Origin of the sequence: Oceanimonas pelagia, from assembly GCF_030849025.1 — a bacterium.
Classification (GTDB): domain Bacteria; phylum Pseudomonadota; class Gammaproteobacteria; order Enterobacterales; family Aeromonadaceae; genus Oceanimonas; species Oceanimonas pelagia.
Genome location: NZ_CP118224.1, coordinates 873,056 through 885,490, shown reverse-complemented (window position 1 = coordinate 885,490; position 12,435 = coordinate 873,056). Strand labels below are relative to the sequence as shown.

Below are 12,435 nucleotides of genomic sequence, written 5' to 3'. Positions count from 1 at the left end.
ACCGTTTCGCCGTTATTTTTCGGTCAACCAGGAGAAATCTCTTCTCCCACAGTCAAGGCGCCACCGTGAAAAAAACCACTCTGCTGAACAGCCACCTCTCCGCCCTCGTGGCCAGCCTCGGCCATACCGACGAAATCACCCTGGGGGATGCCGGCCTGCCGGTGCCCGCCGGGGTGGAGCGTATCGATCTGGCGGTCAGTCCCGGTCTGCCGGACCTTGAAGGCACCCTTGGCGCCCTGCTCTGCGAGCTGCAGCTGGAAGCCGTGGTGCTGGCGGAAGAAATCAAGACGGCCAGTCCGGATCTGCACCGGCGTCTGCTGGCACAAATCGCCAACGCCGCCCATGATCAGGGTCGCGACATTGCCGTCGGCTATGTCAGCCATGCCGAGTTCAAGCGGCGCAGCGGCCACAGCCGGGCCGTGATCCGCACCGGTGAATGCACGCCCTACGCCAACCTTCTTCTGTGCGCCGGCGTGCCCTTCTGAGGAAAACCATGAACCCGATATTGTCTCTTTCCGGCATCGACAAGGCCTTTCCCGGCGTCAAGGCGCTGGATCAGGCCGGCCTCAATGTTTACGCGGGCCAGGTGATGGCCCTGATGGGCGAAAACGGCGCCGGCAAGTCCACCCTGATGAAGGTGCTCACCGGCATTTATCAGGCCGACGCCGGCACCATTCGCTACCGGGGTGAGGAACGCCGCTTTAAAGGCCCGCGCGAGTCGCAACAGGCCGGCATCGGCATTATTCACCAGGAGCTGAACCTGCTGCCGGAGCTGACCATTGCCGAGAACATTTTTCTCGGCCGTGAGCCGGTGAATGCCTTTGGCAAAATCGACTGGCGCAAGCTCTACGCCGACGCCCAGGGGCTGCTGGACCGGCTGCAGATCAAGCACTCGCCCAACACCCGGGTGGGCAACCTCAGCATTGGTGCCCAGCAGATGGTCGAGATCGCCAAGGCGCTGTCGTTCAACGCCGACGTGATCATCATGGACGAGCCCACCGACGCCCTCACCGACACCGAAACCCGGGCCCTGTTCCGGGTGATTGAAGAGCTGCGCCAGGCCGGCTGCGGCATCGTCTATATCTCCCACCGGCTGGCGGAAATTTTTGAAATCTGCGATCGCATTACCGTGCTGCGCGACGGCAGGTGGATTGGCGAGGAAGCGGTGGCCGACATCGACGAGGACCGGCTGATCGAAATGATGGTGGGTCGCCGCCTCGACGAGCAGTACCCTCGCCTGGCGGTGGACGCCGGCAAGGAAGTGCTGCGGGTAGAGGCCCTTTCCGGTGCCGGGGTGAAGGACGTCAGCTTCACCCTCAAGGAAGGTGAAATTCTCGGTTTTTCCGGACTGATGGGCGCCGGCCGCACCGAGCTGGCGCGCATTCTGTGCGGCGCCGAGCGCCGCCACGCCGGCACCGTCATCCTGGCGGGCCAGCCCTACCAGGCCAGCACCCCGCACCAGGGGCTGGAGGCCGGCATTGCCTATATTTCCGAAGACCGCAAGGGCGATGGCCTGGTGCTGGGACTGTCGGTGCAGGCCAACATGAGCCTGTCGGCGCTGGCGGACTTCTGCAAGGGGCCCCAGCTCGATCATGGTGCCGAACGCCGTGCGGTGGACGAGTTTATTCGCCTGTTCAATATCAAGACCCCGGGCCGGGAGCAGCTGATTGGCAACCTCTCCGGTGGCAACCAGCAAAAGGTGGCCATCGCCAAAGGGCTGATGACCAAACCCAGGGTGCTGATCCTGGACGAACCCACCCGGGGCGTGGATGTGGGCGCCAAAAAGGAAATCTACCAGCTGATCAACCGCTTCAAGCAACAGGGCATGGCCATTTTGCTGCTGTCGTCCGACATGCCGGAAGTGCTGGGCATCAGCGATCGCATTATGGTGATGCACGAAGGTCGCATTGCCGGTGAATTCAAGGCCGCCGAGGCCACTCAGGAACAACTGCTGGCCGCCGCCGTGAGCCAGACACAACAAGAGGAAATGGCATGAACACCGCTCTCAATTCCGGCCGTCGCTGGTTCAGCAAGGAATGGCTGATCGCCCAGAAGTCGCTGATCGCCCTGATCCTGCTGATTGGGGTGGTCTCCCTGCTCAGCCCCAACTTCTTTACCGTGGACAACCTGCTTAACATTCTGCGCCAGACCTCGGTCAACGCCATCATCGCCGTGGGCATGACCCTGGTGATCCTCACCGCCGGCATCGATCTCAGCGTGGGCTCGGTGCTGGCCCTGTGCGGTGCCTTTGCCGCCAGCATGGTGTCGATGGAGCTGTCCATGTTCATCACCCTGCCGGCGGTGCTGCTGGCGGGCTTTGCACTCGGCGGCGTGAGCGGGGTGATCGTGGCCAAGGGCCGGGTACAGGCCTTTATTGCCACCCTGGTAACCATGACCCTGCTGCGCGGCGTAACCATGGTCTATACCGACGGCCGGCCCATTTCCACCGGCTTTACCGATACCGCCGACCTGTTCGCCTGGTTCGGCACCGGTTACGTGTTCGGCATTCCGGTGCCGGTGTGGCTGATGGGCCTGACCTTCCTCGGCGCCTGGTACCTGCTCAACCACACCCGCTTTGGCCGCTATATCTATGCGGTGGGCGGCAACGAGGCCGCGGCCCGGCTGTCGGGCATCAACGTGGCCCGGGTGAAGATGGGCGTGTATGCCATCTGCGGCATGCTGTCGGCGCTGGCGGCCATTATCGTCACCAGCCGGCTGTCGTCGGCCCAGCCCACCGCCGGCACCAGCTACGAGCTGGACGCCATCGCCGCGGTGGTGCTGGGTGGCACCAGTCTGGCCGGCGGCCGGGGCGCCATTATGGGCACCCTGATCGGCGCCCTGATCATCGGCTTTCTCAACAACGCCCTCAACCTGCTCGACGTGTCTTCCTACTACCAGATGATCGCCAAGGCCTCGGTGATCCTGCTGGCGGTGCTGGTCGACAACAAAAACAAGTAACTCACACAAGGAAAGGAAACGCATCATGAAAAAACTGACCTCCCTGCTGTCCGCCGCGCTGGTAAGCGCCACCCTGACCGCCGGCGCCTATGCCCAGGACACCCTGGCACTGGTGATTTCCACCCTCAACAACCCCTTCTTCGTGACCATGAAGGAAGGCGCCGAGCAAAAGGCCGCCGAGCTGGGTTACAAGCTGATCGTGCTCGACTCCCAGAACGACCCCGCCAAGGAGCTGGCCAATGTGGAAGACCTGAGTGTGCGCGGCGCCAGGGTGCTGCTGATCAACCCCACCGACTCCGACGCCGTGGCCAACGCCATTCGCTTGGCCAACCGTGCCGGCCTGCCGGTGCTGACCCTGGACCGCGCCGCCAGCCGGGGCGAGGTGGTGTCCCATATCGCCTCCGACAACGTGGCCGGCGGCAAAATGGCGGGCGACTTTATCGCCGAGCGAGTGGGCGCAAGCGCCCGCGTGATCCAGCTGGAAGGCATTGCCGGCACCAGCGCCGCCCGCGAGCGCGGCGAGGGTTTTGCCCAGGCGGTAAGCGAGCACGGCTTTACCCTGCTGGCCAGCCAGCCCGCCGACTTTGACCGCACCAAGGGCCTGAACGTGATGGAAAACCTGCTCACCGGCAACCCGGAGGTGCAGGCGGTGTTCGCCCAGAACGACGAAATGGCCCTGGGCGCCATGCGCGCGCTGCAGGCCGCCAACAAGAAAGACGTGCTGATCGTGGGGTTTGACGGCACCGAAAACGGCATCAAGGCGGTGGAAGGCGGCCGCCTCGCCGCCACCATCGCCCAGCAGCCCGGTGAAATCGGCGCCATCGCGGTGGAAACCGCCGACCGGGTACTGAAGGGCGAAACCGTGGCCAGCCATATTCCGGTGCCGCTGCAGGTGATCGGCAAGTAACTTTCTCTTGTCACTTCCGCGCAGGCGGGAGTCCACGAGGACGACACTGATTCAAATCCGGTGCCGTCGGCTCTGGATCCCCGCCTTCGCGGTGAATGACGTATCAGCCAAGGCATTTTAGAGCAAACAGCATGACCTTAACCGTAACCGGCAGCATCAATATCGATCACGTGATCCACCTGCCCCAGTTTCCCCGCCCCGGCGAAACCCTCACCGGCAGCGACTACCGCATCGTACCCGGCGGCAAGGGCGCCAACCAGGCGGTGGCCGCCGCCCGCGCCGGCGCCGACACCCGGCTGGTGGCCTGTGTGGGCGACGATGCCATGGCCAAAGACCTGCTGGCGGGTTTTGCCGCCGATGGCATTAACACCGGCGCCATCGACACCGTCCCCGGGGTCAACACCGGGGTGGCGCTGATCCAGGTGAACGACGCCGGCGAAAACACCATCGCCCTGGCCGCCGGCGCCAACGCCGCCCTGACGCCGGCGCGGCTGGAAAACCATGCCAGCGCCCTGTTTTGCGATCGCTTGTTGCTGCAACTGGAAATACCGCTGGAAACCAACCTGGCCGCCGCCAAAACCGCCAAGGCCCAGGGCGCACAAGTGGTGCTCAACCCCGCCCCCGCCCAACCGCTGCCCGCCGAGCTGCTGGCGCTGGTGGATCTGATCACCCCCAACGAGACCGAAGCCGAACGCCTCACCGGGGTGGCGGTGCAGGACGAGGCCGGCGCCGCCGCCGCCGCCCAGGCGCTGCACCGGCAAGGCATTGACACCGTGATCATCACGCTTGGGGCCCGCGGCGTGTGGCTGAGCGAACAGGGCCGGGGCCGGCGCATTCCCGGTTTTGCGGTCAAGGCGGTGGACACCACGGCGGCGGGCGACACCTTTAATGGCGCCCTGCTGGCCGCGCTGCAACAGGGCCTGGCACTGGAGCCGGCGGTGCGCTTTGCTCAGGCGGCGGCGGCCATTTCCGTGACCCGCCCCGGCGCCCAGACCTCGGTGCCCTACCGGGACGAAATCGAGGCGTTGCTGGAGCAAGGTTAATGGCCACCATCAAGGACGTGGCCAGGCTGGCCCGGGTATCCACCTCCACCGTCAGCCATGTGCTCAACAAGACAAGGTTCGTCAGCCCGGAAATCACCGGGCGGGTACAGCAGGCCATTGACACCCTGAACTACACCCCTTCGGCGCTGGCCCGCGGCCTCAAGGTCAACCAGACCCGCACCCTCGGCATGCTGGTCAGCTCCAGCAGCAACCCGTTTTTTGCCGAAGTGGTGCAGGGGGTGGAGCAGCGCTGCTATGAGCTGGGCTACAGCCTGGTGCTGTGCAACACCCAGGGCGACCGGGAACGGCTGGGGGCCAGCCTCGACATGCTGCAGCAAAAGCGGGTGGACGGCGTGATCGTCATGTGCACCCAGGCCAAGCTCAACGACGGCGCCTTTCACCGCCACGCCAGCCTGCCTCTGGTGCTGGCCGACTGGGGCCCGGTGGATCTCGATGCCGATCTGATCAAGGACTCGGGCCAGCAGGGGGGCCGGCTGGCCACCGGGCACCTGCTCGGGCTCGGTCATCGCCGCATCGGCTGCATTACCGGCCCCGCCGGCCAGCGCGCCAGCGAAGAGCGGCTGGCCGGCTTCCGGGCGGCCATGGCCGCCGCCGGGCTGACGGTACGGCAGGAATGGATAGTGGACGGTGGCTTTGAGCTGGCCGGCGGCAAGGCCGCCATGGAGCGTCTGCTGGCCCTGCCCGGGCGGCCCACGGCGGTGTTTGCCTGCAACGACATGATGGCCGCCGGTGCCCTGCGGGCCCTGGCCGACGCCGGCCTCGCGGTGCCCGGCGATATCTCGGTGGTGGGCTATGACAACATCGAGCTGGCCCGCTATCTGGTGCCGGCCCTCACCAGCATAGAGCAGCCCAAAGCGAAACTGGGCGCGCTGGCGGTAGACACCCTGCTGGCCCGCATACAGGATCCGGCGTCGCCCCGGCGCCTGCTGCCGCTGGAACCCTCACTGGTGATACGGGAAAGCAGCGCGGCACTGGCCATTTAGCGCCACTCCGGTTAGCCTCGGGGTTTGCTCATTTGAATCGCGCTTGTCATGGACCATCATCAAAAAGGACTGTTGCTGACCGCCCTGGGCGTGTTGATTATCTCTCCCGATGTGCTGCTGCTCCGGCTTATCAGTGTGCCGCCGGATCAACTGGTGCTGTGGCGCGCCCTGCTCAACATGCTGGGCTTCTGGCTGATCGTGGCGGCCCGCCATCGTGCGGCCTGGCCTGCCGCCTTTCGCGTGTGCGGCCTGGCCGGGGTGGGCTGTGCCCTGCTGTTTACCGTGGGCACCTTTGGCTTTGTGCTCGGCAACCACTTCACCAGGGCCGGCAACGTGCTGGTGATCCTGGCCTCCACGCCACTGATCGCCGCCCTGCTGAGCCGCCTTTTTCTGCATGAACGGCTGCCCCTGCGCACCTGGCTGGCCATTGGCGTGTGCCTGTGCGGCATCGGCCTCATCGTGCTCGACGACGCCGGCGAAGGCTCCCTGCTCGGCAACCTGCTGGCGCTGATGTCGGCGGTCGGCCTGGCCGGTAACCTGACCCTGGCGCGCAGCAAACCCGGCATCGACATGAGCCCCATGCTGGCCCTGAGCGGCCTGTTCACCGCCGCCCTCACCCTGGCCTGGAGCGGCCACATCATGCTGCCCGGCCCGGTGGATCTGGGCTGGCTGGTACTGCTGTGCCTGGTGCTGATCCCGGCGGGCTTTACCCTTATTCAGCGCGGCCCGCTCTACCTGCCCTCGGCAGAAGTGAGCCTGCTGATGCTGCTGGAAACCGTGCTTGGCACCCTGCTGGTATGGCTGTTTTTAAGCGAGCGTCCCAGCAACCAGGGACTGCTGGGCGGCGCCATCGTGCTGCTGGCGATGATCACCAAAAGCGTGCTGGACCGGCGGCCGTTCGCCGCCGCTCCTGTGCGGGCCTGACAGAGGGGCTGGGTATATGTGGAAACTCAATCCGCGGGCTCTGCGCTACCTCAATGAAGTGTCCCGCCAGGGCTCGCTGCGCAAGGCCGCGGCCAGGCTGAATGTGGATGTCTCGGCCATCAGCCGGCAACTGCATCAGCTGGAAGAAGAGATCGGCCTGCCGGTGGGCTATCGCAACGGCCAGGGCTTTGTGCCGACCGAGGTGGGCGAGGAGCTGATCTCCCTCTATCGTCAGCAAAAGGCAAGCGAAGAGGCCACCCTGTCCCGTATCGAGGCGCTGCAGGATCTGCGCCGCGGTCAGGTAACCCTGGCGGTGGGCGAAGGCTTTATCGCCGATCTGATCTCGGCGCCGCTGCAGAACTTTATGCAGCGCTACCCGGACATTGCCATTTCCGTGGAAATGGCCGGCGCCAACGAGGCTGCTCGCCTGGTCAAGGAGGACGAGGTCGATCTGGCGCTGGTGTATGCGCCCCAGCCGGACCCGGAACTGCATTGCCACGTCACCCGCAACCGGCCGCTCGACTTGATCACACCGCCGGGGCACCCGCTCGCCCGCAAGGCCCGCCCCGATATTCACGATGTGCTGAACTACCCGCTGGCGCTGATCGATCAGCAGTTCGGCATGGGCCAGCTGCCCCGGCTGGTTGAACAGCTCGAGCACATTCGCTTCCACCCCCAGTTGCAGACCAACTCGGTGTCGGTGCTCAAGAATTTTGTGCTGTCCGGCATGGGGCTGACCTTTATGCCCAGGCTGACCGTGCACGAGGAAGTCATGGCGGGAAAAATCATCTGTCTGCCCGCGCCCCATCCGATCCTGGCCAGGGCCGAGGCGCAGATCGTCAGCCACAAGGGTCGCGAGCTGACCGTGGCCGGCGAGCGCCTGCTGCGCCACCTCAGTGAAGGCATGCTGTTTTTCAGTCAGAGCCGGTAACAGCCACCGCTGGTGTTGCATAAAGATCAACGCTTTCCCTATTGAAAAGTCAACAGCTCAACACCTAATCTGATTTCGTACCCCGACCCGTTATCACGATATGGAGATCATTCAATGAACACGTCATTTGCCCTTTCTCCCCTGCGCAAGGCCCTGATTACCCTGCTGGGCGCCGGCAGCCTGATGGCGGCCGGCCTGGCCCAGGCCGCCACCACCATCGATCTGTCCTATAACGGTGCGCCGGATGCAGAGAAAAACGCGGTTCACCTGTTTGCCAGCAACCTGAAACGACTGGTGGAAGAAAAAACCGGTGGCGAGCTGGAGCTGACCCTCTACCCCAACAGCATGCTGGGCGAGGAAGTGCAGCGCATGGAGCAGGTGATGGCCGCCCCCGGCCTGAACATTGCGTCGTTTGCCGGTATTTCGCCCCTGTTCCCGGAAATTTATGCCAGCTCCATTCCCTTCCTGTTCCGCGACTTCGATCACGCCCGCCGCTTCTTTGATGAAGGGGAATACTGGAAGGCCGCCCAGCAGGAATTTACCGAGCGCACCGGTACCCACCTGCTGGCGGTGGTGGAAGAGGGCGGTTTCCTGGCCTTTACCAACAACAAGCGCCCGATCAAGTCGCCGGAAGACTTCAAGGGACTGCGCTTTCGCGCCATGGACAAGAGCCAGGTAGCTCTGTATGAAGCCTTTGGTGCCTCGGGCACGCCCATTCCCTGGACCGAAGTCTACATGGCGCTGAAAACCGGGGTGGCCGACGGCCAGATGAACCCGCCCATGTACATCATTCTGGGCAGCCTGCAGGAGGTACAAAAACACCTGACCCTGGCCAACATTCAGTATTCCGACCAGTTCCTGGTGGCCAACGGCGAACTGCTTGAGTCGCTGACCGACGAGCAGCGTCAGGCGCTGAAAGACGCCGTGGCCGAAGCCAACCGGCTCAACCGCGAGTCGGTGGAAGCCAAGGTGGAAGAGCGCGTTCAGTTCCTGGCCGACAAGGGCATGCAAGTGTACCGCCCCACCGCCGAGGAGCTGGCGCAGTTCCAGGAAAAGGCCAAGCCTTCCTACATCAACTGGCTCAAAGAGCAGAACATCGAGCAGAAGTGGGTGGATCTTGCCCTGGAAGACGCCGGCAAGCTCTGAGTTTTTTCTGAATCATCCTACCTTTCTGGCGGCCTGACGGCCGCCCCTTTGCGCCATGAGACAACGACTGATAACCCTGATGAGCCGGCTGGTTGAGGCGGTGGTCGGTACCCTGATCCTGACCAACCTGCTGGTGCTGCTGTACGGCGTGGCCGCCCGTTACCTGTTGGGCCGTTCGCCCATCTGGATGGACGAACTGTCACGTTTTCTGATCATTGCCTGTGCCCTGCTGATGGCCGGCGTGGTGCTGATACGCAACGAACACATGCGCATTGGCCTGCTCGAGCAACGGCTGCCATTGCCCCTGGCCCGACTCCTCAAGCTGTACCAGTGGTTGCTGATCCTGGTTATCAGCGCCGGATTCTGCTGGTACTCCTGGCATTATGCCTTTTCGGTCAGCCGCTTCACCACCATGGGGCTCGGCATCAGCCGCACCTGGCCGGTGCTCAGCCTGCCGCTGGGCTTTGGCCTGCTGTTTGTCTTCAACCTGTTGCGCGGCCCCTTTGGCTGCAAGGAAGCCCGCTCATGACCCTGGCCATGTTTGCCTCCTTTATCGTGCATGTTCTGCTGGGCCTGCCGCTGTTTATTGCCCTGCTGTTCACCGCCGTGGTCGGTTTCATGTTTATCGATCCGTCCATGCTGGGGCGCATGGTGCCGCAGCAGTTTTTTGGCGGCATCAACGTCTTCTCGCTGATGGCCATTCCGCTGTTTATTCTGGCCGGCAACCTGATGAACAGTGCCGGCCTGACGCAACAGCTGATGGCCCTTGCCCGGGTCCTGGTGGGCCACCTGCGGGGCGGGCTGGGTTATGTCAATGTGGTGTCGAGCGTATTCTTTGCCGGCGTCAACGGCTCGGCGGTGGCCGACACCTCGGCGCTGGGCTCCCTGCTGGTGCCGGCGATGAAAAAAGAAGGCTATTCGGCCTCCTACGCCGCCGGCCTGACCGCGGGCAGCTCGCTGATCGGCCCCATTATTCCGCCCAGCATTTTCATGATCCTCTATGCCTCGCTCACCAATACCTCGGTGGGAGATCTGTTCCTGGCCGGCGTCATTCCCGGATTGCTGCTGGGCCTGGTGTTCATGGTGATGAACTGGTTTTACGCCCGCAAGGCACGGCTGCCGGTGTCGGGCCAGCGCCCGACCATGGGGCTGTTTTTGCAGGCTCTGTGGGGCGCCCTGCCGGCACTGCTGGCGCCCTTTATCATCGTCGGTGGCATCGTGTTCGGGGTGGTCACGCCCACGGAGTCGGGGGCCCTCACCGTGGCCTATGTGGCCCTGATCGGCCTGTTCACCAGGCAGCTGAGCTGGCACCGGCTGTGGAGCGCCCTGGTGGAAACCGCCCGCCTGACCAGCGCCGTGTTTCTGATCATGGCCGCCTCGGCGGTGGTCAGCTGGCTGCTGTCTTACGCCCAGGTACCCAAGGCCTTCGTCACCCTGTTTGATCCCATTCTCGAACAGCCGGTACTGGTGCTGTTGCTGCTCAGCCTGATCACCTTTGCCACCGGCATGTTCATGGAAGAGGTGTCCGCCCTGATGCTGCTGACCCCCATCTTCATGCCCGTAGCCATGGCGGCGGGTGTGGATCCGGTGCACCTCGGCATCATCATCACCCTGAACATCACCATTGCCCTGATAACCCCGCCCATGGGCGCCTGCGTCTTTGTGGCCGCCGCCGTCAGCCGGCTGGAAATTACCGAGCTGTTCAAGACCATCTGGCCCTTTGTTGCCATCGCCTTGCTGGTGCTGGTGGTGCTGATCCTGTTTCCCGGGCTGGTACTGTGGCTGCCCGGACTGTTCGGAGGACAGGCATGAACGCCCCTATTCCCCTGCTGCATGATCCCGACTGGAGCCGCGTGTCGGCACTGCCCATTCGGGAAAACCATGAGGAGCTGGTGCCCGCCAGCCTGGCTCCGGCAAACCTGGCGTGCTACCCGGCCTACTACAAGCTGGGCATTCCCAACGCGGTGCCCGAGTGCCACATGCGCCGGGGAGTGTATCAACGCCTGCTGGCGGCGGCCCGCAGCCTGCCAAAAGGCCTGACCCTGCTGGTGATGGACAGCTGGCGCCCCTACTCGGTTCAGCAATATCTGTACGACACCCTGTATAACGCCATTGAAAACCACTGGCCCGACAAGCCCGCCGCCGAGCTGGAACAGCTGACCCGGGAATTTGTGTCGCTGCCCAGCACCGATCCCCGGGCCCCCAGTCCCCATCTGACCGGGGGCTCGGTGGACGTGACGCTGATCGATGAGCACGGCCTGATGCTGGACATGGGCACCCAGTTCGACGAAGCCACACCCTGGTCACACACCGCCGCCTTTGAGCAGCTGGCCACGCCCACGCCCCATGAGCAGCAGGTGATTGCCAATCGCCGGCTGCTCTACCGGGCCATGACCAACGCCGGTTTTACCAACCTGCCCAGCGAGTGGTGGCATTACGACTTCGGCAACCAGCTGTGGGCCTGGTACAGCGGCCAGCCCCGGGCCTGTTACGGCCCCACCCACCCCGAAAGTCTGGAATGCCGCTGGCGGCGGGAAATCGATCGCCGGCATCAGTAGGCCGGCAGGCCCGGCCAGCGAGGGCGGCTTTGCCAGCCGTCCTGCTAATGAGTAAACTGGCAGTACCTACGCTGTTCGGATTCCGACAATGAAGCAATTTGCCGAGTTTATTCCGCTGATCATTTTTTTCGTGGTCTACAAAACCGTGGACATCTACGCCGCCACCGGCGCGCTGATGGCCGCCACCTGTGTGCAGATGCTGGTGCAGTGGCTGCGCCACAGAAAACTGGAAAAAATGCACCTGATCACTCTGGTGCTGGTGCTGGGCTTTGGCGGCATGACCATGTTTTTTCATGACGATGCCTTTATCAAATGGAAGGTGACCGCGGTCAACGGCCTGTTTGCCCTGGGCCTGCTGGTAAGCCGCTACGGCTTTGGCAAAAACCTCATTCAGCAGATGCTGGGCAAGGAGCTGACCCTGCCGGCCGCGGTATGGGACAGAGCCAACCTGGCCTGGGCCGGCTTCTTTGCCTTTTGCGGCGCACTCAACGTCTATGTGGCATTCAACCTGCCCCAGGAATGGTGGGTCAACTTCAAGGTGTTCGGCCTGCTCGGCCTGACCCTGCTGTTTACCCTGGCGACCGTGCTCTACCTCTATCGCCGGCAACCGCTACAATCCCAACAAAACAATCAACGTTAAGGACAATTTTCATGTGGTACGTGATTTTCAGCCAGGACAACCCCAACAGCCTGCCCCTGCGCAAGGAAGCCCGCCCGGCCCACCTGGCCCGGCTGCAGGCCCTGGCCGATGAAGGCCGCCTGCTGGTGGCCGGCCCCAACCCGGCCATTGACGCCGAAGATCCCGCCGATGCCGGCTTTACCGGCAGTACCGTGATTGCCGAATTCGACTCGCTCGAGGCCGCTCAAGCCTGGGCCGACGCCGATCCTTACGTGGCCGCCGGCGTCTATGCCAGCGTCATCGTCAAGCCCTTCAAGAAAGTCCTGCCCTGAGCCCGAACGGCTG

General features: G+C 63.7%; 14 protein-coding genes. All 14 read left to right on the top strand.

The annotated features are described in order from the left end of the window. Window positions 1-65 precede the first annotated feature (65 nt). The 14 genes from rbsD (at window position 66) to PU634_RS04055 (ending at window position 12,422) form a co-directional block, all read left to right on the top strand. A complete protein-coding gene (gene rbsD, locus PU634_RS04120) occupies window positions 66-485 on the top strand; it encodes a D-ribose pyranase (protein ID WP_306762796.1) in 420 nt (139 codons plus the stop codon). An 8-nt stretch (window positions 486-493) separates the two neighbouring features. Further along, window positions 494-1,996: a ribose ABC transporter ATP-binding protein RbsA gene (gene rbsA / locus PU634_RS04115; protein ID WP_306762795.1), complete on the top strand. Its 1,503-nt coding sequence runs from the start codon at window positions 494-496 to the stop codon at window positions 1,994-1,996. Then, a complete protein-coding gene (gene rbsC, locus PU634_RS04110) occupies window positions 1,993-2,958 on the top strand; it encodes a ribose ABC transporter permease (protein ID WP_306762794.1) in 966 nt (321 codons plus the stop codon). The genes rbsA and rbsC overlap by 4 nt, the downstream gene beginning before the upstream one ends. Window positions 2,959-2,983: 25 nt before the next feature. Next, window positions 2,984-3,865 carry a ribose ABC transporter substrate-binding protein RbsB gene (gene rbsB / locus PU634_RS04105; protein WP_306762793.1) on the top strand — a complete coding sequence of 294 codons (882 nt, stop codon included), beginning with the start codon at window positions 2,984-2,986 and terminating at the stop codon, window positions 3,863-3,865. Window positions 3,866-3,996: 131 nt separating this feature from the next. After that, window positions 3,997-4,908: a ribokinase gene (rbsK, locus tag PU634_RS04100; protein WP_306762792.1), complete on the top strand. Its 912-nt coding sequence runs from the start codon at window positions 3,997-3,999 to the stop codon at window positions 4,906-4,908. Beyond that, complete coding sequence (locus PU634_RS04095; protein ID WP_306762791.1) at window positions 4,908-5,912, top strand: substrate-binding domain-containing protein; 1,005 nt, start codon at window positions 4,908-4,910, stop codon at window positions 5,910-5,912. Before rbsK ends, PU634_RS04095 begins: the two co-directional genes overlap by 1 nt. 48 nt (window positions 5,913-5,960) lie before the next feature. Further along, the gene (locus PU634_RS04090; protein ID WP_306762790.1) at window positions 5,961-6,836 is read left to right on the top strand and encodes a DMT family transporter; all 876 of its coding nucleotides are present in this window, start codon (window positions 5,961-5,963) and stop codon (window positions 6,834-6,836) included. A gap of 16 nt (window positions 6,837-6,852) precedes the next feature. Next, complete coding sequence (locus PU634_RS04085; RefSeq protein WP_306762789.1) at window positions 6,853-7,767, top strand: LysR family transcriptional regulator; 915 nt, start codon at window positions 6,853-6,855, stop codon at window positions 7,765-7,767. Between the two features lie 114 nt (window positions 7,768-7,881). Continuing rightward, the gene (locus PU634_RS04080; protein ID WP_306762788.1) at window positions 7,882-8,913 is read left to right on the top strand and encodes a TRAP transporter substrate-binding protein; all 1,032 of its coding nucleotides are present in this window, start codon (window positions 7,882-7,884) and stop codon (window positions 8,911-8,913) included. A 79-nt stretch (window positions 8,914-8,992) separates the two neighbouring features. Beyond that, on the top strand, window positions 8,993-9,442 hold the full coding sequence (locus tag PU634_RS04075) for a TRAP transporter small permease (protein ID WP_165661590.1): 450 nt from the start codon (window positions 8,993-8,995) through the stop codon (window positions 9,440-9,442). Beyond that, complete coding sequence (locus tag PU634_RS04070; RefSeq protein ID WP_306762787.1) at window positions 9,439-10,725, top strand: TRAP transporter large permease; 1,287 nt, start codon at window positions 9,439-9,441, stop codon at window positions 10,723-10,725. The genes PU634_RS04075 and PU634_RS04070 overlap by 4 nt, the downstream gene beginning before the upstream one ends. Beyond that, a complete protein-coding gene (locus PU634_RS04065; RefSeq protein WP_306762786.1) occupies window positions 10,722-11,471 on the top strand; it encodes a M15 family metallopeptidase in 750 nt (249 codons plus the stop codon). Before PU634_RS04070 ends, PU634_RS04065 begins: the two co-directional genes overlap by 4 nt. A gap of 88 nt (window positions 11,472-11,559) precedes the next feature. Next, window positions 11,560-12,111, top strand: a complete 552-nt coding sequence (locus PU634_RS04060) for a septation protein A (RefSeq protein WP_306762785.1) — start codon at window positions 11,560-11,562, stop codon at window positions 12,109-12,111. Window positions 12,112-12,122: 11 nt separating this feature from the next. Next, on the top strand, window positions 12,123-12,422 hold the full coding sequence (locus tag PU634_RS04055) for a YciI family protein (RefSeq protein WP_306762784.1): 300 nt from the start codon (window positions 12,123-12,125) through the stop codon (window positions 12,420-12,422). Window positions 12,423-12,435 lie beyond the last annotated feature (13 nt).